The organism is Streptomyces sp. NPDC031474, from assembly GCF_055581185.1.
The window spans coordinates 39,303-62,487 of record NZ_JBVIJX010000019.1 but is presented as its reverse complement, the minus strand read 5'-3'; the positions used below and the strand labels follow the sequence as shown (position 1 = coordinate 62,487).

22 protein-coding genes are annotated in these 23,185 nt (G+C 71.8%); 7 read left to right on the top strand and 15 right to left on the bottom strand.

The genetic code is table 11. The annotated features are described in order from the left end of the window. Positions 1 to 44: 44 nt before the first annotated feature. The 4 genes from ACZ5SK_RS35205 to ACZ5SK_RS35190 all read right to left on the bottom strand — a co-directional run bounded on the left by ACZ5SK_RS35205 (position 45) and on the right by ACZ5SK_RS35190 (position 5,666). Positions 45 to 2,837 carry a SpoIIE family protein phosphatase gene (locus ACZ5SK_RS35205; protein WP_468158722.1) on the bottom strand — a complete coding sequence of 931 codons (2,793 nt, stop codon included), beginning with the start codon at positions 2,835 to 2,837 and terminating at the stop codon, positions 45 to 47. A gap of 113 nt (positions 2,838 to 2,950) precedes the next feature. After that, positions 2,951 to 4,204, bottom strand: a complete 1,254-nt coding sequence (gene rocD, locus ACZ5SK_RS35200; RefSeq protein WP_334583014.1) for an ornithine--oxo-acid transaminase — start codon at positions 4,202 to 4,204, stop codon at positions 2,951 to 2,953. After that, positions 4,201 to 5,013, bottom strand: coding sequence for a dimethylargininase (ddaH, locus tag ACZ5SK_RS35195; RefSeq protein WP_334583812.1), 813 nt, complete (start codon positions 5,011 to 5,013; stop codon positions 4,201 to 4,203). The genes rocD and ddaH overlap by 4 nt, the downstream gene beginning before the upstream one ends. Before the next feature lie 167 nt (positions 5,014 to 5,180). Continuing rightward, positions 5,181 to 5,666 (bottom strand): Lrp/AsnC family transcriptional regulator, encoded by a 486-nt coding sequence (locus ACZ5SK_RS35190; protein WP_334583013.1) that lies wholly within the window; start codon positions 5,664 to 5,666, stop codon positions 5,181 to 5,183. 78 nt (positions 5,667 to 5,744) lie between these two features. Here ACZ5SK_RS35190 and ACZ5SK_RS35185 point away from each other — a divergent pair, with 78 nt between their 5' ends. From ACZ5SK_RS35185 to ACZ5SK_RS35170, 4 genes are read left to right on the top strand one after another with little or no spacing between them, the layout of a single operon-like run. Then, positions 5,745 to 6,497, top strand: coding sequence for a LytR/AlgR family response regulator transcription factor (locus ACZ5SK_RS35185; protein WP_334583012.1), 753 nt, complete (start codon positions 5,745 to 5,747; stop codon positions 6,495 to 6,497). A 3-nt stretch (positions 6,498 to 6,500) separates the two neighbouring features. After that, on the top strand, positions 6,501 to 6,860 hold the full coding sequence (locus ACZ5SK_RS35180) for a hypothetical protein (protein ID WP_334583011.1): 360 nt from the start codon (positions 6,501 to 6,503) through the stop codon (positions 6,858 to 6,860). Between the two features lie 30 nt (positions 6,861 to 6,890). After that, on the top strand, positions 6,891 to 8,681 hold the full coding sequence (locus tag ACZ5SK_RS35175; protein WP_468576935.1) for a sodium/solute symporter: 1,791 nt from the start codon (positions 6,891 to 6,893) through the stop codon (positions 8,679 to 8,681). Further along, the gene (locus ACZ5SK_RS35170) at positions 8,678 to 9,883 is read left to right on the top strand and encodes a sensor histidine kinase (RefSeq protein WP_334583009.1); all 1,206 of its coding nucleotides are present in this window, start codon (positions 8,678 to 8,680) and stop codon (positions 9,881 to 9,883) included. The genes ACZ5SK_RS35175 and ACZ5SK_RS35170 overlap by 4 nt, the downstream gene beginning before the upstream one ends. On the opposite strand, the gene ACZ5SK_RS35165 is transcribed toward ACZ5SK_RS35170, so the two are convergent. Both ACZ5SK_RS35165 and ACZ5SK_RS35160 read right to left on the bottom strand, forming a co-directional pair. Next, on the bottom strand, positions 9,884 to 10,054 hold the full coding sequence (locus ACZ5SK_RS35165) for a hypothetical protein (protein WP_107472669.1): 171 nt from the start codon (positions 10,052 to 10,054) through the stop codon (positions 9,884 to 9,886). 61 nt (positions 10,055 to 10,115) lie between these two features. Then, complete coding sequence (locus ACZ5SK_RS35160) at positions 10,116 to 11,066, bottom strand: cytochrome c oxidase assembly protein (RefSeq protein WP_361709028.1); 951 nt, start codon at positions 11,064 to 11,066, stop codon at positions 10,116 to 10,118. A 140-nt stretch (positions 11,067 to 11,206) separates the two neighbouring features. Here ACZ5SK_RS35160 and ACZ5SK_RS35155 point away from each other — a divergent pair, with 140 nt between their 5' ends. After that, complete coding sequence (locus ACZ5SK_RS35155) at positions 11,207 to 11,986, top strand: HAD family hydrolase (protein WP_334583007.1); 780 nt, start codon at positions 11,207 to 11,209, stop codon at positions 11,984 to 11,986. Positions 11,987 to 12,059: 73 nt separating this feature from the next. Here the strand turns inward: ACZ5SK_RS35155 and ACZ5SK_RS35150 are convergent, their stop codons facing one another. The 4 genes from ACZ5SK_RS35150 to ACZ5SK_RS35135 all read right to left on the bottom strand — a co-directional run bounded on the left by ACZ5SK_RS35150 (position 12,060) and on the right by ACZ5SK_RS35135 (position 16,892). Further along, a complete protein-coding gene (locus ACZ5SK_RS35150; RefSeq protein ID WP_334583006.1) occupies positions 12,060 to 13,493 on the bottom strand; it encodes a gluzincin family metallopeptidase in 1,434 nt (477 codons plus the stop codon). A 198-nt stretch (positions 13,494 to 13,691) separates the two neighbouring features. Beyond that, complete coding sequence (locus tag ACZ5SK_RS35145) at positions 13,692 to 14,717, bottom strand: 6-phosphofructokinase (protein WP_319344939.1); 1,026 nt, start codon at positions 14,715 to 14,717, stop codon at positions 13,692 to 13,694. Positions 14,718 to 14,907: 190 nt separating this feature from the next. Beyond that, positions 14,908 to 15,636: a type 1 glutamine amidotransferase gene (locus tag ACZ5SK_RS35140; protein ID WP_079663763.1), complete on the bottom strand. Its 729-nt coding sequence runs from the start codon at positions 15,634 to 15,636 to the stop codon at positions 14,908 to 14,910. 17 nt (positions 15,637 to 15,653) lie between these two features. Continuing rightward, positions 15,654 to 16,892 (bottom strand): MurT ligase domain-containing protein, encoded by a 1,239-nt coding sequence (locus ACZ5SK_RS35135; RefSeq protein ID WP_334583005.1) that lies wholly within the window; start codon positions 16,890 to 16,892, stop codon positions 15,654 to 15,656. Between the two features lie 158 nt (positions 16,893 to 17,050). On the opposite strand from ACZ5SK_RS35135, the gene def reads away from it, so the two are divergent. Next, a complete protein-coding gene (gene def / locus ACZ5SK_RS35130; RefSeq protein ID WP_334583004.1) occupies positions 17,051 to 17,605 on the top strand; it encodes a peptide deformylase in 555 nt (184 codons plus the stop codon). An 18-nt stretch (positions 17,606 to 17,623) separates the two neighbouring features. Here def and ACZ5SK_RS35125 read toward each other — a convergent pair whose 3' ends face one another. Further along, complete coding sequence (locus ACZ5SK_RS35125; RefSeq protein ID WP_334583003.1) at positions 17,624 to 18,265, bottom strand: TetR/AcrR family transcriptional regulator; 642 nt, start codon at positions 18,263 to 18,265, stop codon at positions 17,624 to 17,626. A 179-nt stretch (positions 18,266 to 18,444) separates the two neighbouring features. Between ACZ5SK_RS35125 and ACZ5SK_RS35120 the strand changes: the two genes are divergently transcribed. After that, on the top strand, positions 18,445 to 19,671 hold the full coding sequence (locus tag ACZ5SK_RS35120; protein WP_334583002.1) for an acyl-CoA dehydrogenase family protein: 1,227 nt from the start codon (positions 18,445 to 18,447) through the stop codon (positions 19,669 to 19,671). A gap of 19 nt (positions 19,672 to 19,690) precedes the next feature. Here ACZ5SK_RS35120 and ACZ5SK_RS35115 read toward each other — a convergent pair whose 3' ends face one another. The 4 genes from ACZ5SK_RS35115 to ACZ5SK_RS35100 all read right to left on the bottom strand — a co-directional run bounded on the left by ACZ5SK_RS35115 (position 19,691) and on the right by ACZ5SK_RS35100 (position 23,165). Next, positions 19,691 to 20,209: a cupin domain-containing protein gene (locus tag ACZ5SK_RS35115; RefSeq protein ID WP_334583001.1), complete on the bottom strand. Its 519-nt coding sequence runs from the start codon at positions 20,207 to 20,209 to the stop codon at positions 19,691 to 19,693. 86 nt (positions 20,210 to 20,295) lie between these two features. Next, positions 20,296 to 21,360, bottom strand: coding sequence for a type III polyketide synthase (locus tag ACZ5SK_RS35110; RefSeq protein ID WP_079663769.1), 1,065 nt, complete (start codon positions 21,358 to 21,360; stop codon positions 20,296 to 20,298). A 148-nt stretch (positions 21,361 to 21,508) separates the two neighbouring features. After that, positions 21,509 to 21,745 carry a DUF6213 family protein gene (locus tag ACZ5SK_RS35105; RefSeq protein WP_057580803.1) on the bottom strand — a complete coding sequence of 79 codons (237 nt, stop codon included), beginning with the start codon at positions 21,743 to 21,745 and terminating at the stop codon, positions 21,509 to 21,511. A 25-nt stretch (positions 21,746 to 21,770) separates the two neighbouring features. Further along, the gene (locus ACZ5SK_RS35100) at positions 21,771 to 23,165 is read right to left on the bottom strand and encodes an NADP-dependent succinic semialdehyde dehydrogenase (protein ID WP_334583000.1); all 1,395 of its coding nucleotides are present in this window, start codon (positions 23,163 to 23,165) and stop codon (positions 21,771 to 21,773) included. Positions 23,166 to 23,185: the final 20 nt, after the last annotated feature.

Here is a 23,185-nt window from a genome sequence, read left to right as displayed (position 1 = left end):
ATTGCGTCATTTTCTCATGTGATGTGACGAATGTGGGATTGTACTCAGACGCCGGGACCCGTGAGCGACTGCTCGGCCCAGATGATCTTCCCTTCGGGGAGGAAACGGGTGCCCCACCGCTGGGCGACCTGGGAGACCAGCAGCAGCCCGCGGCCGCCCTCGTCGGTGGTGCGCGGATGGCGCAGGTGGGGTGCGGTGGCCCCGCCGTCGAAGACCTCGCAGACCAGGGAGCGCTCGCGGATCAGCCGCAGCCGGATCGGTCCGGTGGCGTACCGGATGGCGTTGGTGACCAGCTCGCTGACGACCAGCTCGGTGGTGAACGACAACTCGGCGAGGCCCCAGTCCGCCAGCCGGCGGCTCGCGGTCTTGCGGGCCTCGGCGACCGCCGCCGGGTCGGCGGGCAGCTCCCAGTCGGCGACCTGGTCGACGGCCAGCCGGTGCGTGCGGGCCATCAGCAGGGCCACGTCGTCGTGCGGCCGGGCCGGGACGAGCGCGTCGATCACGGCCCGGCAGCGCAGGTCGAGACGGTCCGACGCCCGCTCCAGGGCCAGCCGCAGCCGCTCCCGGTCCGTGTCCAACGACCAGTCCTCGCCCTGGGCCAGCAGCCCGTCCGTGTGCAGCGCGAGCGTGCTGCCCTCCGGCAGGGTCACCTCGGCCGACTCGAACGGCGGGCCGCCCACGCCGAGCGGCGGCCCCTGGGGCAGCTCGACGAACGTGACGGTGCCGTCGGGCAGGACGACGGCCGGGGCGGGGTGCCCGGCGGCGGCCATCGTGCACCGCCCGTCCACGGGGTCGTAGACGACGTACACGCACGCCGACCCCGCGGTCTGCGTCCCCTCGGCCCCCGGCTCCGCCTCGCCCTCAGCCGCCGCCACGCCGTCCTCGTGGTCCATGCGGGTGACCAGGTCGTCCAGGTGCGCGAGGACCTCGTCGGGCGGCAGGTCCAGGGCGGCGAGGGTGCGCACGGCGGTCCGGACGCGGCCCATGGCCGCGGCGGCGTCGATGCCGTGCCCGGGCACCTCGCCGACGACCAGGGCGACCCTGGCCGCCGACAGCGGGATCAGGTCGTACCAGTCCCCGCCGAGGCCGGTCAGCTCGTCGGCCGGCCGGTAGCAGGCGGCCACCTCCACCGCCCCCTGCTCGGGCAGCCGGCGGGGGAGCAGGTTGCGCTGGAGCACCAGGGCCGCGTCGCGCTCGCGGGTGTAGCGGCGGGCGTTGTCCACACAGACGGCCGCCCGCGAGACGAGGTCCTCGGCCAGGGCCAGGTCGTCCTCGTCGAACGGCTCACGCCGGTGGCCTCGCAGGAACGTGGTCACGCCCAGGGTGGTGCCCCGCGCCCGGACCGGCACCACCAGGACGCTGGGCGGCTCGGCCGCGGGGGCCAAGGCCGCCCCCCACTCCTCGGTGAGCCGCTCGGCCCACCAGGGCCGCCCCGTCACCAGAGCGCGCGCCGGCGGCGAGTCGACCGGATAGACGACGGCGGGGGCACCGGCGACGTCCCCGAACCCCTCGCCCCCACCCGTCGACCGACCCGCCCCGCCCCTGGCGACGGACCCTTCGAGGCCGTCCTGCGCCGGGGGAGTGTCGGTTCCGTGGGTGACTGAGGGGTCACCGGCGACCTCCTCAAGACCGTCGGCCCCTCCCGTCGGCCGGCCTGTCCTGTGCCCGGGGACGGGGTCTTCCGGGCCGTCCTGCGCCGGGGGCGTGTCGGTTCCGTGGGCGGCTGAGGGGTCGCCGGCGACCTCCTTAAGACCGTCGGCCTCGGCCGTCCGTCGGCCTGCCTCCTGCGGGGGGACGGGGTCTTTCGGGCTGTTCTGGGGTGGGGGCGAGTCGGTTGCGTGGGTGACTGCGGGGGTGTCGGTGGCGGCTGTGCGTCGGCCGGCTCTGTGCAGGGTGACGGTGTTCTTCGGGGCGTCCGTCGGTCGCTCTTGGGCGGGCTCCGCGCCGCGCAGGACCGGCTCCAGGAGGTCCACGGTGACGACGTCGGCGAAACCCGGCACGGCGATGTCGGCCAGTTCCTGGGCGGTGCGGCCGATGTCCAGGCTGCGGCCTATGCGCCGGCCGGCCCGGTCCAGCAGCGCCAGCCGCTGCCGGGCGCGGTGGCGCTCGGTCATGTCGACGACCGTGTAGTACACGCCCATGGGATGGCCGTGGTCGTCGTCGAGCCGGGTGAACGACAGCATGTGCGCCGTCTCCCGGTGCGGCGAGGCCCGTACATGCCCCACGTGCTCGTACCCGAGGACGGGCTCCCCGCTCTGCAGCACCCGCCGCATCTGCGCCTCGATCGCCTCGGAGTCCAGACCCGGCTGGACGTCCGCGAGCCGCAGGCCCAGCCGGTGCTCGGGCGGCCCGCCGCCGAACCGGGCGAGGGCCGCGTTCGACCACACGAAGCGCAGGTCGGTGTCGACGATGGCGATGCCGATCGGCGAGCCGCTCACCATCTTCTCCAGCACGGGGCGGCTCATGCTCCAGCCGGGGGCGTCGCCGCGCTCGTTCAGCAGGACCAGCCAGCGTGTCGGGCCGCCGGGCTCGTCCGCCGAGGTGATCCGGGCCATGACCGGGATCGGCCGGCCGTCCCCGCGGCGGGCCGACAGCAGTCCCGCCCAGCCGCCCTCCCGACGGCACCGTTCGAGGACGTCCGGCACCCGCGCGGCGTCCGCCCGGGTCAGCAGCCCGGCCAGCCCCCTGCCCACCGCGTCGGCGGCCGGATACCCCAGCAGCCGCTCGGCGTCCCTGGTCCAGCCCCTGACCACACCGCCCGCGTCGAGCAGGAGGGGGGCGGCATCCGCCACGTCGAACCGCCGACGGGCAACGTCGTCCTCGTCGTGTGTGCCCACGGTCGACCTCTCTGTCGCTGAGAGTGGTCTACCACCTCCTGACTCAATCATCACCCTGCCTGCACGACCGACGCCGAGCCACCCGGGGACTGCGGGGCCGGTCCGCGGATCCCTCAGGCCTCCCGGGTCAGCACCCGCTCCAACGCCGTCAGCGCCGAGGCGAGTTCCTCTTCGGTGATCGTCAGCGGCGGGGCCAGCCGGATGGTCGAGCCATGGGTGTCCTTGACCAGGACGCCCTCGCCCATCAGGCGCTCGCTCACCTCGCGCCCGGTGCCGAGCGCCGGGTCGACGTCCACGCCCGCCCACAGCCCCCGCGCCCGGAAGCCGACGACGCCCTTGCCGACCAGCCCGGTCAGACCGTCCCGCAGGACCGCGCCCAGCTCGGCCGCCCGGCGCTGGAACTCACCCGTCTCCAGCAGTTCCACCACCGCCGTGCCGACCGCCGCGGCCAGCGGATTTCCGCCGAACGTCGACCCGTGCTCGCCCGGCCGCAGCACCGACAGCACCTCGCGCCGCGCCACCACCGCCGACACCGGCACGATCCCCCCGCCGAGCGCCTTGCCCAGCAGCAGGACGTCGGGGACGACCTCCTCGTGCTCCACGGCCAGCGTGCGCCCGGTGCGTCCGAGCCCCGACTGGATCTCGTCGGCGACGAAGAGACAGTTCGCCCGCCGGGTCAGCTCCCGCACCCCCGCGAGATAGCCGTCGTCGGGGATGAGGACGCCCGCCTCGCCCTGGATCGGCTCGATGAGCACCGCGGCGGTCGTCTCGTCGACGGCCTGCTCCAGCGCGGCCAGGTCGTTGTACGGGACGATCCTGAACCCCGGCGTGAACGGCCCGAAGCCCGCCCGGGCCGTCTCGTCCGTGGAGAAGCTCACGATCGTCGTCGTCCGGCCGTGGAAGTTGTCCGCGGCGACCACGATCGTCGCCCGGTCGGCCGGGACGCCCTTCACGTCGTAGGCCCACTTGCGGGCCACCTTGATGCCGGACTCGACCGCCTCCGCGCCCGTGTTCATCGGCAGGACCATGTCCAGACCGGTCAACTCCGCGAGCCGCTCGGCGAATTCGGCGAGGCGGTCGTTGTGGAAGGCGCGGGAGGTGAGGGTCAGACGGTCCAGCTGACGGTGGGCCGCCTCGATCAGCAGCGGGTGCCGGTGGCCGAAGTTGAGGGCCGAGTAACCGGCCAGCATGTCGAGGTACCGGCGGCCCTCGACGTCCTCCACCCAGGTGCCCTCGGCGCGCGCGACGACCACGGGCAGCGGATGGTAGTTGTGCGCGAGGACGGGCTCCTCGGCACGGATCAGGTCGGCGGAGGAACGCCCGGAGGCGGCATCGGCGGACTGCGCGGGGACGACGGGTGCGGTCATGAACGGATCTCCTGCGTGCAGCACTTGATGCCACCGCCGGCCTTCAGGAACTCCGAGAGGTCGACGGGGACGGGGACATAGCCGCGCTCGGCGAGCCGGGAGGCGAGGACCTCGGCCTGCGGGGCGATGAAGACATGACGGCCGTCGGAGACCGAGTTCAGGCCCAGCGCCATGGCGTCGTCGCGGGTGGCGAGCACCGCGTCCGGATACAGCCGGGCCAGCACCTCCCGGCTGCCGGCCGAGAACGCCTCCGGGTAGTACGCGATGTTGTCGTCGTCGAGGACGAACAGCGCCGTGTCCAGGTGGTAGAAGTGCGGGTCCACCAGCGTCAGGCTGATCACCGGGTGGCCGAAGAACTCCTGCGCCTCCCGGTGCGCCTCCCGGGTCGTGCGGAACCCGGTGCCGGCCAGCACGTACCGGCCCGTCCACACCAGGTCCCCCTCGCCCTCGCAGACGGACTCGGGCCGGTGGACGTCGAAGCCCGCCGCCTTGAACCAGGTGTCGTAGTGCACGGACTCCGGCCGCCGCTGCGGCGCGTGGAAGAGGGCCCCGAAGACCCGGCCCGCCACGACGACCGCCGAGTTCGCGGCGAAGACCATGTCGGGGAGACCGGGAGCCGGCTCCACGACGTCCACGGTGTGGCCGTGGGCCCGATAGGCGCTGATCAGCGTCTGCCACTGGGCCTGGGCCAGATCGACGTCCACGGGGGTGTCGGGACGCATCCAGGGGTTGATCGCGTACTGCACGGCGAAGTGTCTGGGTTCACAGACGAGGAAGCGCCGGGGGCGCTGCACACGATCGTCGGTCACACTCTCGGGCACAGAGGGTTCCTCCGCTTTTCCTGCGGTGTCGACTGAGGGTTGACACCAAGGTAGGAACTGACGGGGACGCACGACAAGGAACGAGCATTGCGTGTCCACGCAGGAACGCTGCGTGGTGAGTACAGTCTGCGCAGGTTTGCTGCGTCTTCGCAGGTTTATTCGGGAGCGTGCTGGGTCGCGCCCGCCTCCGGGCTCTCCGGCAGCAGATGCGACAGCACCATCACGCTGATCGTCTTCCGGATGAACGGCTCGGCCCGGATGCGCTCCAGCACGTTCTCGAAGTGCTCCACGTCCCGCGCCCGCACATGCAGCAGCGCGTCCGCCCCACCCGTCACCGTCATCGCCGCGGTGATCTCCGGATGGTTGCGCACCACCTCCGCCAGCCGCCTCGGCGGGGCGGCCCCCTCGCAGTACACCTCCACGTACGCCTCCGTGCGCCAGCCCAGCGCCGACGGCTCCACGGTCGCCGTGAACCCGGTGATCACCCCGGATTCCCGCAGCCGGTCCACCCGGCGCTTGACCGCCGTCGCGGACAGGCCGATCGCCGTGCCGATCTCGGCGAAGCTCGACCTGGCGTTCGCCATCAGAGCCGTGATGATCTTCCGGTCGAGATCGTCGAAAGGGGCGGGCGCGCTGTTCATGCGGGCACTGTATCCAGGGCGTACGTCCACACCCCGGTACATGTCCAGCGGTGCGGATCGCCCCTACACTCCACCTTCATGCTGCGCGCCCTCGCCGTCGACGACGAACGCCCCTCGCTGGAGGAGCTGCTGTACCTGCTCACCGCAGATCCCCGGATCGGCAGTGTGGAGGGAGCCGGCGACGCGACCGAGGCGCTGCGCCGCATCAACCGCGCCCTGGAGTCCGGCCCGCACGGCCCCGAGGCCATCGACGTCGTCTTCCTCGACATCCAGATGCCCGGCCTCGACGGCCTCGACCTGGCCCGTCTCCTCACCGGCTTCGCGCAGCCGCCGCTGGTCGTCTTCGTCACCGCCCACGAGGACTTCGCCGTCCAGGCCTTCGACCTCAAGGCCGTCGACTACGTCCTCAAACCCGTCCGCAAGGAACGCCTCGCCGAGGCCGTGCGCCGGGCCGCCGAACTGCGCGGCGCCGCCGCCCCGCGCATCCCCGTGCACGAGCCCGACCCGGACCACATACCCGTCGAGCTCGGCGGCGTGACCCGCTTCGTCGCCGTCGACGACATCACCCACGTGGAGGCGCAGGGCGACTACGCCCGCCTGCACACCGACCGCGGCAGCCACCTGGTCCGCATCCCCCTGTCCACCCTGGAGGAGCGCTGGCGTGCCCGCGGCTTCGTCCGCATCCACCGCCGCCACCTCGTCGCCCTGCGCCACATCGGCGAACTCCGGCTGGACGCGGGCACGGTGAGCGTCCTGGTCGGCGGCGAGGAACTCCAGGTCAGCCGCCGCCACGCCCGCGAACTGCGGGACCTGCTGATGAGGAGGACCTAAGCCGTGCCCCAGGACCCCGTCGAACGGCGCGTGGTGGTCACCGGCCCGCCGCGCCGCACCCGGCGTGCCTTCGGCTACTACCGCCCGCGCACCGAGATCGACGAGCAGACCACCCTCGGGCACACCTACGTCCGTTCCCTCATGCGCTCCCAACTGCGGGCCGCCCTCACGGTGTTCGCCGTCCTCATGCTGCTCGTCGGCCCGCTGCCCCTCCTCTTCGCGGCGATGCCCGACGCCCACCGCCTGCAGTGGGCGGTCCTCGGCTTCTGCCTCTACGCCCCGCTCGTCCTGCTCGCCCGCTGGTACGTGCGCCGCGCCGAACGCAACGAACGGGACTTCATCCGGCTGGTCGAGGACAAGTGAAGGGCGAGGACAAGTGAAGGCCGCACCGCGATGAACTCGACGTTCGCCGTTCCCGCCGTCGCCCTGGTCGTCGTCGCCACCGTCCTCGTCGGCGCCTTCGGCCTGCGCATCTCCCGCACCACCTCCGACTTCTACGTCGCCTCCCGCACCGTCGGCCCCCGCCTCAACGCGGCTGCCATCAGCGGCGAGTACCTCTCCGCCGCCTCCTTCCTCGGCATCGCCGGACTGGTCCTCGTCCAGGGCCCGGACATGCTCTGGTACCCCGTCGGCTATACCGCCGGCTACCTGGTCCTGCTCCTCTTCGTCGCCGCCCCGCTGCGCCGCTCCGGCGCCTACACCCTCCCCGACTTCGCCGAGGCCCGCCTCGCCTCCCGGCCGGCCCGACGGCTCGCGGGCGCCTTCGTCGTCGGCGTGGGCTGGCTCTATCTGCTGCCCCAACTCCAGGGCGCCGGGCTGACGTTGACTGTCCTCACCGGCGCCCCCGACTCGCTGGGCGGGCTGATCGTCGCCGTCGTCGTCACCGCGACCGTCGCCGCGGGCGGCATGCGCAGCATCACCTTCGTGCAGGCCTTCCAGTACTGGCTCAAGCTCACCGCCCTCCTCGTCCCCGCCCTCTTCCTGACCCTGGCCTGGCAGGGCGACGGCGCGCCCCGCGGCGCCTTCGAGGAACCGGCCGCCTTCCGCGACCAGCGCGTCGTCCGCGTCGACGACACCCTCGACCTCAAGCTGGAGAGCCCCCTCACCGTGACGGTGGACGGCACGGTCGACGGCCGCCCGCACGACGACGCCGTACTGCGCCTCCCCGCCGGCACCCACCACATCGAGCGCGGCGCCCGCCTCACCTTCGCCGCGGGCACCGCCGTCCCCACCGCCGAACGCGGCAGCAACGGAGGCATGTCCACCTCTCTCGCCGCCGGCCGCGAGGAACGCCCCCTGTACGCGACCTACGGACTGATCCTCGCCACGTTCCTCGGCACCATGGGCCTGCCGCACGTCGTCGTCCGCTTCTACACCAGCCCGCACGGGGTCGCCGCCCGCCGCACCACGGTCGCCGTCCTCGCCCTGATCGGCGCCTTCTACCTCCTGCCACCCGTCTACGGCGCCCTGGGCCGCCTCTACGCCCCCGAACTGGCCCTCAGCGGCGACGCCGACGCGGCCGTCCTGCTGCTGCCCGACCGGGTGATCGGCGGCCTCGGCGGCGACCTGCTGGGCGCGCTGGTCGCCGGCGGCGCCTTCGCCGCGTTCCTGTCCACGGCGTCCGGGCTGACGATGGCCGTGGCGGGGGTGCTCGCACAGGACGTCCTGCCGACCCGCGGCGTACGGCACTTCCGGCTCGGCACCGGGCTCGCCATGGCCGTACCGCTCGCCGCGAGTCTGCTGGTGGGCGGGCTGCCGGTGGCCGACGCGGTGGGGCTGGCCTTCGCGGTGTCGGCGTCCTCCTTCTGCCCGCTCCTCGTCCTCGGCATCTGGTGGCGCCGGCTGACCCCGCCGGGCGCGGCCGCCGGGATGCTGGTGGGCGGCGGGTCGGCGTTCCTCGCCGTCGCCGCGACCATGGCCGGCTTCCCCGGCACGGGCGGCCTGCACGCGCTGCTCGCCTGGCCCGCGCTGTGGTCCGTCCCCCTGGGCTTCCTCACCATGATCCTGGTGTCCCTGGCCACCCCGGGGCGCGTCCCGGCCGGCACGGCGGCGATCCTGGCCCGCTTCCACCTGCCCGAGGAACTGCGCACGGAGGAGCTGCGGGCGGCGGAGACGAAGGCCGCGGAGACGACGGCCGCGGAGACGAAGGCCGCGGAGACGAAGGCCGGGGAGCCAACGGCATGAGCGGCTTCCTCGCGGGCGTCTGCATCGCCATCCTCCCCTTCCTCGCCGCGGGCTTCTGGCTGGGCCGCCGCACCGCACGCCCGGAAAGCCTGGGCGGGCTGGGCACCCCCGTCGAGCACGCCACCTTCCAGACCCTGCACACCGCCTCCCTCGCCGCACCCCCGCTGCGGGCCGGCCTCACGGAGGAGACGGCCCGCAGATCGGCCCGCAGACTGCGCACCCTGCTCGGCACGGACGCCCTGTGCCTGACCGACGAGAAGGAGGTGCTGGCCTGGGACGGAGTCGGCGCACACCACCGCGCCGAGATCATGGAGCGGCTCGCCGGCCCCCTGGAGAGCGGCCGCGGCGAGGCCTTCCGCCTGACCTGCGAACACGCCGACTGTCCCGTCCGCTGGGCCGTCGTCGCCCCGCTCACCGTCGACGACCGGGTGCACGGCGCCCTGGTGGCCTGCGCGCCCCGCGAGTCCGCCGTCCTGGTGCGGGCGGCCGGCGAGGTGGCCCGCTGGGTGAGCGTCCAGCTGGAGCTGGCGGACCTCGACCAGTCCCGTACGAAGCTGATCGAGGCCGAGATCAAGGCCCTGCGCGCCCAGATCTCCCCGCACTTCATCTTCAACTCGCTCGCCGTGATCGCGAGCTTCGTGCGCACCGACCCCGAACGCGCCCGCGAACTGCTCCTGGAGTTCGCCGACTTCACCCGCTACTCGTTCCGCAGGCACGGCGACTTCACCACCCTCGCCGACGAACTCCACGCCATCGACCACTATCTGGCCCTGGTCCGGGCGCGCTTCGGCGACCGCCTCGCCGTCACCCTCCAGATAGCGCCCGAGGTCCTCCCCGTGGCGCTGCCCTTCCTCTGCCTCCAGCCGCTCGTGGAGAACGCCGTCAAGCACGGCCTGGAGGGCAAGACCGGCACCTGCCACATCCAGATCACCGCACAGGACGCCGGCGCCGAGGCCCTGGTCGTCATCGAGGACGACGGCGCCGGCATGGACCCGGTCGCGCTGCGCCGCATCCTGGCCGGCGAGGTGAGCCCGTCCGGCGGCATCGGCCTGTCCAACGTCGACGACCGGCTCCGCCAGGTCTACGGCGACGACCACGGCCTGGTCATCGAGACCGCCCTCGGAGCGGGCATGAAGATCACCGCCCGGCTTCCGAAGTACCAGCCGGGCGTGCACTCGGCGGCCCGGCTCACCCCCGGGTGATCAGCTCGTCCTGGTCACGACCATCGCGAGCGTGATCAGCCCCAGCACGACCCAGCCGAACCACAGCCAGCCGTTGCTGCCGAGCGCCACCGTGTAGGCGGTCACCATGACGAGCCCGCCGACGGTGAGCGCCCCCATGGTCTTCGTGGAACTGTCCGTGGTACCGGCCATCGCGACACCCTCCTCAGGGCCGCCCTCGGCCGGGCGGGTCCCCCTCCATGGTGCCCCGGGTTCAGCGCCCGCGTGCCTGGAGCGACGCAAGATAGGCGTTGTACGCCTCCAGCTCCTGGTCCCCGTCGCGGTCGGCGGCCCGGTCCTTGCGCTTGGCCTGCCGCTGCTCGGAGCCGTACCACTGGAACAGCAGGGCGATCAGCACCAGCACGGACGGGATCTCGCTGAACGCCCAGGCGATGCCGCCGGCCGCGTTCTGGTCCGACAGCGCGTCGATGCCGAGCGAGGCGGGCGGGTTCTTGAACGTCTCGACCATCGGCTGCGAGGCCATCATCAACGCGATGCCGAAGAACGCGTGGAACGGCATGCCCGCGAACAGCTCCAGCATCCGCATCAGATAGCCCGGCCGGCTCGGGCCCGGGTCCACGCCGATGATCGGCCAGAAGAACACCACGCCGACGGCGAGGAAGTGCACCATCATCGCGACGTGCCCGGTCTTGGAGCCCATCAGGAAGTCGAACAACGGCGTGAAGTAAAGCGCGTAGAGACTCGCGATGAACAGCGGGATGGTGAACGCGGGATGCGTGATGATCCGCATGTAGCGGCTGTGCAGCAGCATCAGCAGCAGCTCACGCGGCCCCTTGCGGCCCCGGCCGGCGGCCGGCAGCGCGCGCAGCGCGAGCGTCATGGGCGCGCCCAGCAGGATCAGGATCGGCGACAGCATGCTGATCACCATGTGCTGCACCATGTGCACGCTGAACATGACCATCCCGTAGTCGTTCAGCCGGGTGCACATCATCAGCCCGACGGTCAGCACACCGACGACGAACGACACGGTCCGACCCACCGACCAGGCGTCCCCGCGCCTGCGCAGCCGCACCACCCCCCAGCCGTACAGACCGAGCCCCACCAGGCAGGCGACGAGGAAGAACGGGTCCGCCGACCACTGAAGACCCCGTCCCAGCGTGAACGGCGGCAGATCCATGGTCATGCCGTGCCCGCTGTGATCCATCCGCCGGCTCCTGATTCGTGGGGGGTTGTACGTTTCCTGCCGCCCACCAGAGTAGAGAAGCCCCCGGCGGCCTCCGGCACCGGGGCGGTTCACTCGGGCGGTCCCGACTCGGAAGCGTTCACCGCGGGGAGGCTTGTGCCATGTCTGTCATCTTCTTCGACATCGGCGCGACCCTGGCGGATCCCCGGAGGGAGCCGGACGGCTCCCTGACCCTGCGGCCCCTGCCGCGGGTCCTCGCCGCGCTGGACGCCCTGGGCGAGGCACGCAAGGGCATCATCTCCAACCCCGGGTCGGCCGAGGCCGCCGTGGCACGGGCGCTGGCGGAGGCGTTTCCCGGCCGTTTCACGGACGCGGCGCTGGTGAACTGGGGAGTGAAGGACAGCCGCGGCATCTTCGACCGGGCGGTCGCCGCCACCGGCGGCGCGGCCGACGCCTGCGTCTTCGTGGGCGAGGACGCCCAGGAACGCGGCTTCGCGCGGGAGGCGGGGATGCGCACCGCGGCCCACCCCGTGTTCGCCCTCGCGGCGGCGGAGGGCAGGCCCGTGCTTCGGGCGCGGATCGAGGTCCGCGACGGCCAGGACCTGCGCTCGTTGACCGCGGCCATGGACGAGACCGAGGCCGTGCCCGCCGAGGTGGTCTCCGAGCGGCTCGTGCTCGCCATGGTGACCACGCGGGGCGTCGATGCGCTGGAGCGCGCCGGTTTCACGGTGGACGTGCGGGGGCCGGTGGAGGAGACGGCCCGCGCCGACGCGCAGCAGGACGACGCCGAGCGCCGGGCGACCGAGAAGTTCGTCGACGACCTGCTGGCGCGCGGCGAGGCGGTCTACGAGGGTGAGGAGCCCACTCCCCGGACGACCCATGTGGTCGAGCGCACGGACGACGGACGGCTCTCCGTCCGTCGTCTGCGCTTTCTGAACTGAGCCGACGTGTCTACGGCCGACGTATTGCCGGCCGACGTGCTGACGCCGGCTTGGCGACCGCTGAGGCTCGGGGTCAGTCGAAGCCCCGCCGGACCAGGGCCAGGCCCTCGCCGGTCTCGCTCCGTGTGATCTCGTGGGTCTTCAGCCGGGCAGGGCTGTCGTCGACGAACGCCGTGGCGGAGCGGTGCTCCTCGGGCACATGGACCCGGCCGCGGCGGAACAGGTCCTCGAGGAACGAGGTGGCGACCCGCTCCGGGTCGGCGGGCCGCACCGAGCCGCCGGCCGGGTCGGAGCCCGCGATGCCGAAGCGTCGCTCCTGCGCCGGGGCGGAGAGGGAGAGCGGCTGGGTGACGCCGTACATCGCCCCCGGGACCGTCACGGCCGTCTGACCCTGATCGTCGGGTCCGCCGGGCGTCGCCTCGGCGATCGCGGCGGCGCGGCGGGTCAGCTCCGGCTCGGTGAGGGACGTGGCGGCCTCCAGGGAGAGGATGCCGTGCCGGATGAACGCCGAGCGCAGGGAGGGGCCGTACTTGCCGCCGTTGCGGCGCTGGTCCGCGGCGATCATGTGGCCCGCGACCTGCGCGTAGTAGGCGGACACCACGGGCGCGGCCACGACGGCGTCCACCAGGAGCTGTCCGGCCATCTCGGCGGAGAACGCCAGACCGGCCTGGTCCTGCAGGTCCTGCTGGTGGAAGATCCCGGCGACGATCTTCAGGAACGCGCCGCTGAAGACCCGGGAGAACGAGTGCGGCTCGCTGGTGAGCATGCTCGCGGGCCCGTTCGGCTGCAGCAGCACCGGGTCGAGGTAGAAGAAGCTGTTCGCCATGTTGCGCAGGCAGTCCGGGTCGACCCGCTCCGGATGGCGCTGACGGATCGCCCAGCCCAGCTGCTCGGCCATCCTCGACACCCGCGAGGACAGTTCGAGTTCGCCCTGCGTCTCGGCGAGCACGCCGATCCGCAGCGATTCCAGCCGGAGCGAGCTCAGCAGGGCGCTGATGTCGCCGAACGCCTCGTGAAGGGCGGCCGCCTCCGCGCTCGCGGTGTCGAACAGCTGGGGGCGCAGGGCGTCGAGGACCGCGTGCCCTGTCTCGTGCTCGACGATCTCGTTGCTCTCGCATGTGGCGACGAGGACGCCTGCCACGGTACGGCGGAAGAACCACAGGCCTTTACGGTCGTAGAAGGCGTTGAGGTCGTTGCCCGCGTCGAGGTGTGCGGTCAGGAGGCGTCCGACGCGCGGATGCCAGTGCGTCCCGGTCGGGACCAGCGGCCCCCAGGTCTGACTGGCCCTGCTGAGGGCGTCGGCCGCCACCCAGTACCGGAAGGCCTCGGTGCCGGGTCCGGCACCGTTCGGCTGCGGGGTGTTGCCCGCGATGGCCGTGGGGAAGGGCTGGGTGTCGAGCTGTGGCACGGGATGCGGTACGGGCATGTTGACCAGCGGAGGAAATCCGGGGTCGTCCTCGTACACCAGCACCGTCGGAAGGGTGACCTGCTGTTGCTGCACCGTCATGGGGACTCCCTGAGAGGGGAGGGAAATGGGGGGTTTGGTCCTGCGTGTTCAGTACGAGGCCCCAGGTGCCGGGTGTCAATTCGAACACGGGCGGGCGGTGACGCCCGAGGCGGCCCGCGCCCAGTGCGCACGGGCCACCGAAGCGTGACGGTTCGACGGCCGGACGGGTGACCGTCGGTGCGTCGAACCGTCGGACGACTAGAGCACGCACTCCGCTTCCGCGTACCGCTCCTGCGGAACGGTCTTCAGCGTCTCGACCGCCTCGGCGAGGGACACCATCACGATGTCCGTCCCGCGCAGGGCCGTCATGTTGCCGAACTCCCCCCGGTGCACGGCCTCCACCGCATGCCACCCGAACCGGGTGGCGAGCACCCGGTCGTACGCGGTCGGCGTGCCGCCGCGCTGCACATGCCCCAGAATCACCGGCCGCGCTTCCTTCCCGAGCCGCGACTCCAGCTCGATCGACAGCTGCCGGGCGATCCCCGCGAAGCGCTCGTGCCCGTAGATGTCCTTGGCGCCCTCGTCGAAGTCCATACCGCCGGGCGCGGGCTTGGCCCCCTCCGCGGCGACGACGATCGCGAACCGCTTGCCCGCCTCGAACCGCTCGCCGACCCGCCGGGCCAGCTCCTCGATGTCGAAGGGGCGTTCCGGTACGACGATGGCGTGGGCGCCGGCGGCCATGCCGGAGTGCAGCGCTATCCAGCCGGTGTGCCGCCCCATGACCTCGACGACCAGCACCCGCTGGTGGGACTCGGCGGTGGTCTTCAGCCGGTCGAGCGCCTCGGTGGCCACCCCGACGGCCGTGTCGAACCCGAAGGTGACGTCGGTGACGGCGATGTCGTTGTCGATGGTCTTCGGCACGCCCACGATGGGCAGCCCCGCGTCCGACATCAGCCGGGCCGCCTTGAGGGTGCCCTCACCGCCGATCGGGATGATCGCGTCGAGACCGAGCTCCGCGACATGGCCCCGGGCCCGCTCCACGCCGTCGCGCAGATGCGAGGGCTGGACCCGGGAGGAGCCGAGGATCGTGCCGCCGCGGGCCAGGATGCCGCCCACCGCGTCGAGGTCGAGCTTGAGATAGTCGCACTCCAGGAGGCCCTTCCAGCCGTCCCGGAAGCCGATGACCTCGTCGCCGTGGTCGGCGACGGCACGGTGCACGACGGACCGGATGACGGCGTTCAGGCCGGGGCAGTCGCCGCCGGACGTGAGGACACCAATGCGCATAGCCCGAAACAACCTTCTCCACGTGGGCCGGTCCGGACCACGCTGTCCGGCTCGAATCCCCGCCACCCTAGCGGCAGGAGGGGGCGGGGCCGTAGCACGCGTCCGCCTGCTGGACGTGCCCGCTCACCTGTGCGGACGCACTGTCAGACGGGCTGCTGACGGTGCGCTGAAAATCAGGTGAACATCCAGGTCAGGCAGGCTGCTGCGCAGCCGCGATGCGCTCGCCCCGCAGCGCCTCGTACCAGCGGTCGTCGATCGGCGGCAGCGCGTTCACGTCGAGCGCCAGCTTCAGCAGCAGGTCCGCGATGAGCGGGTTGCGCGCCAGCACCGGGCCGTGCATGTACGTCCCGAACACGGTGTCGTTGTACGCGCCCTCGGTGCCGTCGCCGGTGCCGTTGCCCTTGCCGAGCTGGACCCGGGCCAGGGGGCGGGCGGTCGGGCCGAGGTGGGTGACGCCCTGGTGGTTCTCGAAGCCGGTCAGCTGCGGCAGACCGAGCCGCGGGTCGATGTCCCCGAGGACGTCGCCGACGCACCGCTCGCCCTCGCCGCGCGTCGTCGTCACGTCCAGCAGGCCGAGACCCGGCTCGCGCTGCCCGAGGTCGTTGACGAACTCGTGGCCCAGGATCTGGTAGCCGGCGCAGACCGCGAACACGATCGCGCCGTTGTTCACCGCCTGGTACAGGTGCGCGTCCCGGCGCAGCCGCTCCGCCGCGAGCCGCTGCGGACGGTCCTCGCCGCCGCCGATGAGGTAGATGTCGCCGGACGTCGGGATCGGCTGGTCGCTGCGCACGTCGAGGCGCGCGACGTCGAGACCGCGCTGCCGCGCGCGGCGCTCGACGACGAGGGCGTTGCCCTGGTCGCCGTAGGTGCTCAGCAGGTCCGGGTAGATCCACACCAGCCGCAGTTGGTTGTCGCTCATGGAAACGTCCTTCGTGGTCAGTTGCCGACGCGGCGGCGCAGGTCCTGGAACGCGGTGTAGTTGGCGATGACCTCGATCCGGCCCGGCGGAGCCTGCTGCACTGCCTGGTCGAGGTTCTCGCACACCTGGAAGTGCTGGTTCGCGACCTCCAGACGCACCGCGAGGTCCAGCTTGCGGTCACCGACGACGAAGATCGGGTGGCCGGTCAGCCGCGTGTAGTCGACGTCCCACAGCCAGGAGGTGTCGGTGCCGTCGGCGCCGCGCGCGTTCACCGAGAGGATGACCGGGGCCGGCGGCGGATCGATCAGGCTGAACGTCTCGAGCCAGCCCGCCGGGTTCTTCGCGAGCAGGAGTCTCAGGTCGCGCTGCATGAACTGGACGACGTCGTAGCGTCCGGCGACGGCCTGCACCTGGTACATCCGCTCCAGCGCGACCTGCGGCGGCACCCCGAAGACGGCGGCCACGGCGGCCGAGGAGGCGGCGTTGGCCTTGTTGGCGCGGCCCGGCAGCTGCAGATGGATCGGCCAGGCGGACCCGTGCGGATCGAGCACATGGTCCCCGGACAGCACCCAGCTCGGCGTGGGCCGCCGGAACCCGCACTCGCCGCAGAACCAGTCGTCCCCGGGCCGCTGCATGACGCCGCCGCAGGACGGGCACGACCAGGCGTCGTCCTTCCACATCTGACCGGCGGCGACCCAGATCACGTTGGGCGAGGAGGAGGCCGCCCACACCACCAGCGGGTCGTCGGCGTTCGCCACGACGACGGCCTTGGAACCGGCAAGCCCCTCACGCCAGTTCTCCGCGAGCATGCGGGTCTCGGCGGCGCGGTCCAGCTGGTCGCGGGAGAGGTTGAGCAGCGCGATGCACTTGGGGGCGGTGTCGCGGGCCACGCCCGCGAGGTACTTCTCGTCGACCTCGATCACGCCGTAGCGCGCGTCGGAGCCGCCCGCGAGGGCCGAGGTGATGCCGGCCGGCATGTTGGCGCCGAGCGCGTTGGACACGACCGGCCCGGCGGCGCGCAGCGCTTCGGCGATCAGCCGGGTGGTGGTGGTCTTGCCGTTGGTCGCCGAGACGAGGACGACGTCCAGGTTCTGGGCGAGCCGGGCGAGGAGGTCGGGGTCGAGTTTGAGCGCCACCCGGCCGCCGATCACCGAACCGCTGCCGCGCCCCGCGGCGCGCGACGCCGCCGCGACCGCCTTGCCGGCGGTCACGGCGATCTTGGCCCGCGGCGTGAGCGGGTCCGAGTTGCCTGCCATCAGTTCTCGATCCTCCTTGCGTACGCGCCGCGCCTCTGCCGTACGGCAACGTGGTAGGTGGTCAGCCTATCGAGATCCATTCGCACTCCCGAATCCCGGGACCGCGTCACACCCGTGGACGGCATGCGCGTGTCAGAAAGGACCGTACCCTTGCCGCCATGCGACACGGCTCCATCCCGGGCGCCCGCGGGCGCGTCCGGCCCCTCACCCTGCTCGGCGACCCCGTCCTGCACGCCCGTTGCGAGGACGTCACCGACTTCGGCCCCGAACTCGCCCGCCTCGTCGAGGACATGTTCGCCACGATGTACGCGGCCAGGGGGGTCGGCCTGGCGGCCAACCAGATCGGCGAGCCGCTGCGCGTCTTCGTCTACGACTGCCCCGACGACGAGGACGTCCGCCATCTGGGCCATGTGGTGAACCCGAGGCTGGTCGAGGCGGACGGCATCGTGCTGCGGGGACCGGAGGGCTGTCTGTCCCTCCCGGGCCTGGAGGCGGGAACGGAGCGCTACGACCACGCGGTGGTCGAGGGCGTCACGGTGACCGGCGAGCCGGTCACCGTCGACGGCACGGGATTCTTTGCCAGATGCTTGCAGCACGAGGCCGACCACCTGGAAGGCCGCGTGTACGCGGACCGGGTGGAGGGCCGGCGCAGGCGGAAGCTGATGCGCCAGGTGGCCCGAGCCTCCTGGCGCCCAGGGCGCGGTCCGGTCTGAAGGGGCGCGGGGCGGCCCTCAGAACCCGGGACCGCCGATCTTGTCGCCGGCCGCCGCGAGGCGGCCCCACAACAGGTCGGCCAGACTGCGCACCAGTTCGGCCCGGGAGCAAGGCCGCTCGCCCAGCCACCAGTCCCCGGCCGCGTGCATCATCCCGACGATCCCGTGCCCCCACACCCGCGCGAGCTGCTGGCTCGCGGGCCCGAGATCCAACCGGTCCTCGATGACCTGGGCCAGCTCCTCGCCCATCCGCCGAAGCAGCGGAGCGGAGTGCTTGCCGACATCGAACCCCTGCTCCCCGGGTGACCCGTCGGCCGGATGCATCAGAAACCGGTAGACCTGAGGCCGGGCCTCGATCGCCGCGAGATAGGTGTCGAGGGTCGCCTCGACCCGCTCCCGGCGCTCGGCGGGGGCGTCCAGCGCCGCCCGCAGCGAGTCCAGCAGCGCGTCGGTGTGCCGTTTGGCGAGGGCGGCGTACAGCCCTCCCTTGTCACCGAAGTGGCGATAAAGGATCGGCTTGGTGATGCCCGCCTCCGCCGCGATGGCGTTCATCGAGGCCTGCGGCCCGTCGCGCAGCACCACCCGGTCGGCGGCCTCCAGCAGCTCGCGCCGTCGGCGGTCGGCGGACCGTTGCTGCTCGGTCCGCTGCGTGGTGTCCATGTGCTCTCCCCACCCGGTGCTGATTCGGTGACGCCTGCGCAAACTAACACCTGACAGCAGCCTGACATCGAACGGGCTGGCGGGCTCCGGGCCCGCCATCAGGAGTTGACTTTCCCTACCGATCGGTAACAGACTCTGGTTACCGCTAGTAACATGCACGTTCCGCCGCTGGAGGGGACATGGCCGAGTTCACCATGGAGCTCAACGACGAACAGAAGGAGGTCCGGGACTGGCTGCACGGCTTCGCGGCCGACGTCATCCGCCCCGCGGCCGCCGAATGGGACGAGCGTGAGGAGACTCCCTGGCCGGTCATCCAGGAGGCCGCGAAGGTCGGCATCTACTCCCTCGACTTCTATGCGCAGCAGTACTTCGACCCCACCGGCCTCGGCATCCCGATGGCCATGGAGGAGCTCTTCTGGGGCGACGCGGGCATCGCCCTGTCGATCGTGGGCACCGGCCTCGCCGCGGTGGGCGTCCTCGCCAACGGCACCGAGGAGCAGATCGGCACCTGGATCCCGCAGATGTACGGCGACGCGGGCGACGTCAAGGTGGCCGCGTTCTGCTCCTCCGAGCCCGACGCCGGCTCGGACGTCGCCTCGATGCGCACCCGTGCCGTGTACGACGAGGCCAAGGACGAGTGGGTGCTCAACGGCACCAAGACCTGGGCGACCAACGGCGGCATCGCCAACGTCCACGTGGTCGTCGCGGTCGTGGACGCCGAGCTGGGCTCCAAGGGTCACGCCTCCTTCATCGTCCCGGCGGGCACCCCGGGTCTCGCCCAGGGCCAGAAGTTCAAGAAGCACGGCATCCGCGCCTCGCACACCGCCGAGGTGATCCTCGACAACGTGCGCGTCCCCGGCTCCTGCCTCCTCGGCGGCAAGGAGAAGCTGGACGAGCGGCTGGCGCGGGCGCGCGAGCGGGCGAAGGCGGGCGGCGAGCGCGTCAAGAACGCGGCGATGGCCACCTTCGAGGCGTCGCGGCCCGCGGTCGGCGCCATGGCCGTCGGCACCGCCCGAGCCGCGTACGAGGTGGCCCTCGACTACGCCAAGACCCGGGAGCAGTTCGGCCGTCCGATCATCGACAACCAGGGCGTCGCCTTCCAGCTCGCGGACATGCGCACACAGATCGACGCCGCACGCCTGCTGGTCTGGCGCGCCTCGTGGATGGCGGTCAACGGCAGGCAGTTCACGGCCGCCGAGGGCTCCATGTCGAAGCTGTTCGCCAGCGAGACCGCGAAGAAGGTCACCGGGCAGGCGATCCAGATCCTCGGCGGCAACGGCTACACCCGGGAGTACCCGGTGGAGCGCATGCACCGCGACGCGGCCATCTACACGATCTTCGAGGGCACGAGCGAGATCCAGCGGCTGGTGATCGCCCGGACCTTGTCGGGGATGCCGATCCGGTAGCGCCGTCGGGGCGCCTTCCTCACCGGTGCCTCAAAGGCGTGAGCTGTTCGATGTCGTAGCGCTTCCTCAGTTCCTCGATCGCCGCGTGGTCCGGCGGGCCCCCGGGGGCCAGGATCTCGAGCAACTCCTCGAAGTAGCGCTCGTGGTCGGGGGGCGGGGACGCCTGGAAGAACACACGGGCCGTGGCGTCCGTCGGGTTGGCGAAGGCGTGGGGGCAGCCCGGGGGCACGACGATGACCGTGCCCGGGGTGGCCCGAACCACCCCCGCGCCCGAACTCGACTGCCAGAGCTGCCAGTTGTCGGCCGTACGCACCCGCGGCTCGAAGGCGAGGACGTCCAGCTCGCCTTCGAGGACGTAGAACAACTCCTCGCTGCGGGTGTGCACATGGGCGCCCACGTCGAAGCCCGGCGGGACCTCCACCTCGAAGGTGGAGGCCACGCTCGAGTGCGTGCCGGTGACCTTGAACGTCACCCGCTGGGCCGGGGTCTGGACGACCCTGCCGTGGCCCGGCGGCACCAGCAGCCCGTCGCTCACCATGGGACCGGGAGGGCTTCGGGGCCGCGGATCAACGCGCCCTTCCGGGGCAGGGTCTCGGTGATCGTCGTCTCTTCGGTCATGCGTGCTCACGCCCTCCCGTCGTCCGTGCGCTGCCAGCGCCCCAGTGTCATCTCGGCGGTGATGCCGGGCCCGAACCCGGCGAGCAGTCCGCGCGCCCGGTCGGCGGCGCCACCCTCGTCGAACAGCCGGCGCGCCGCGTCCAGGACGACGGCGCTGGCGATGTTGCCGTACTCGGTGAGCGTGGCCCGGCTGAAGCGGAAGGCGTGCGGGTCGACCTGCAGGAACACGCTGAGGTCGTCGAGGATGCGGGGGCCGCCCGCGTGGACTATGTAGAAGTCCAGGTCGGCAGCGTCCCAGCCATGCTTGCCCGCGAGGTCCTGCAGGGCCGGCGCGAGCGGCTCCATCGTGGCCGGCACCCGCTTGTCCAGCAGGAAGTGGAAGCCGGTCGCCCGGACGTCGTACATGATCCACTCTTCGGTCTTGGGGATCACGTACGAGCCGTTGCGCTCCAGCCGGATGCCCTCGCCGCCCCGGCCGCGCACCACGGCGGCCGCGATGCCGTCGCCGAACAGGCCGTTGCAGAGCAGGGATCCGACGCCGAGGTCGGTGGGCTGGTAGCACAGCGAGCAGAACTCGCAGGCCACGATGAGGGCGTTGGCCTCGGGGTAGGCGGTGCAGAAGTCGTGCGCCCGGTTGATCGCGGCACCGCCGGCCGCGCAGCCCAGCTGGGCGATCGGCAGCTGCCGGGTGGTGCTGTCGAAGTCCATCTCGTTGATCATCCAGGCCGTCAGCGAGGGCATCATGAAGCCCGTGCACGACACGTAGATGATGACGTCGATGTCGCTGGTGAGCAGCTCCGCCTCGTCCAGCGCCCGCTGTACGACCGCCGGGACACGGGCCTTGGACTCGGCCACGTAGACCCTGTTGCGTTCCTCGAAGCCTGGATGTTTCAGGGTCTCCTCGATGGGCTGCACGAGGTGTCGGGTCCGGACGCCGGTGTTCTCGATCAACCGGAGAGCCAGCGGCAGCTGGGCGTGGTCCCCATGGCGGGAGCGCGCCAGTTCGAGCGTCTCCTCCATCGTGATCACGTGCTCCGGAACCGACACCGAGGGCCTGCACAAAGTCGCCATGAACCGTCCCTCCAAAAGGTGGTTCACCACTGGGGTGCGTGCACACCCACGATCACCCGTTAGGGCGACGACTTCGCGCGGTGCTACTCCATTCGGGGGATATTTCCAGGTCAGGGGCGCGGGGAACTGCGCGACCAGCCCCAGGGCACTACGGCGCACCCCCGCTGCTGTGCGCGATACAAGCCACATCGATACGATCGGCAAGCTTTGCGAGCTCAATGGTCAAAGCAGCAACGGTGTCCTCGTCAAGCCCCTCGGCCCCGGCCTCGACAAGATGCAGCCACCGTCCACCCAACGTGCGGAGCAGCTTGCTCACGTCGGCCGCAGCCACCTGCAGGGTCCCGCGGTCATCGACGATCAGAGGCAGAGTCACTTCGCGGTTCACACCCGGGATCGTAGCCGCGCGGCGCTCACGCACCGTGCCAAACCGTGGTGATGTTGCAGAACTCCCGGATTCCGTGCCCGGACAGCTCACGGCCGTATCCGGACCGCTTCACCCCGCCGAACGGGAACCCCGGATGGGACGCCGTCATCCCGTTGACGTACACCCCGCCGGCCTCCAGATCCCGTACGAAACGGTCGACCTCGGCCTCGTCCCGGGTCCATACGTTGGAACTCAGACCGAACGGCGAGTCGTTGGCGATGAGCACCGCCTCATCGAGGTCGGCCGCCCGATACAGCGTGGCCACGGGCCCGAAGGCCTCCTCCCGGTGGATCCGCATCTCGCGCGTGATGCCGGCGAGAACAGTCGGCGGGTAGTACCAGCCGGGCAGCTCGGGCCGGCGGAGCCGATGCCCGCCGCACAGCACCGCCGCTCCACTGCGCCGGGCGTCCTCCACCAACTCCTCCAGGTCCGACCGCCCCTGTTCGCTCGCCAGCGGCCCGACCTCCGTCTCCTCCTGAAGCGGGTCGCCGACCTTCAGCGCCGTCATGCCCGCCACGAACCGTTCGGCGAACGCGTCGTACACGTCCGTGTGAACGATGAACCGTTTGGCCGCGATGCAGGACTGCCCGTTGTTCTGTACGCGCGCCGTCACCGCCACCTGCGCGGCCCGGTCGACGTCCGCCGACGGCATGACGACGTACGGGTCGCTGCCGCCCAGTTCCAGCACCGTCTTCTTGATCATCTCCCCGGCGGTGGAGGCGACCGCCCGCCCGGCCGGCTCGCTGCCGGTCAGCGTCGCGGCCTTGACGCGCTCGTCGCGCAGCAGGTCGTCCACCGCCCCCGACCCGATCAGCAGCGTCTGGAAGCAGCCCTCGGTGAAGCCGGCCCGATGGAACAGGTCCTCCAGGTACAGCGCGGTCTGCGGGACGTTCGAGGCGTGCTTGAGCAGCCCCACGTTGCCCGCCATCAGCGCCGGCGCGGCGAACCGGACCACCTGCCACAGCGGGAAGTTCCACGGCATCACCGCGAGCACCGGACCCAGCGGCCGGTAGCGGACCAGGGCGCGCGAGGCGCCGGAGTCCTTCACGTCGGCGGCGGCCGGCTCCTCGTCGGCGAGCAGTTCCTCCGCGTGCTCGGCGTACCAGCGCATCGCCTTGGCGCACTTCGCGGCCTCCGCGCGGGCCTGCTTCACCGGCTTGCCCATCTCCGTGGTCATGATCCGGGCGATGTCCTGCTGGTCCTCGTCCAGGAGGTTCGCGGCCTGGATCATCAGGCGCGCCCGGTCGACGAAGCGCGTCGCCCGATACGTACGGAACGTGGCCTCCGCGAGCTGGAGCCGGCGCTCCAGTTCCTCCTCGCCCATGGCCTCGTACGTGCGAAGCGTCTCGCCGTTCGCCGGGTTCACCGTCGCGATGGGCATGACCGACCTCCTGAAGAGCT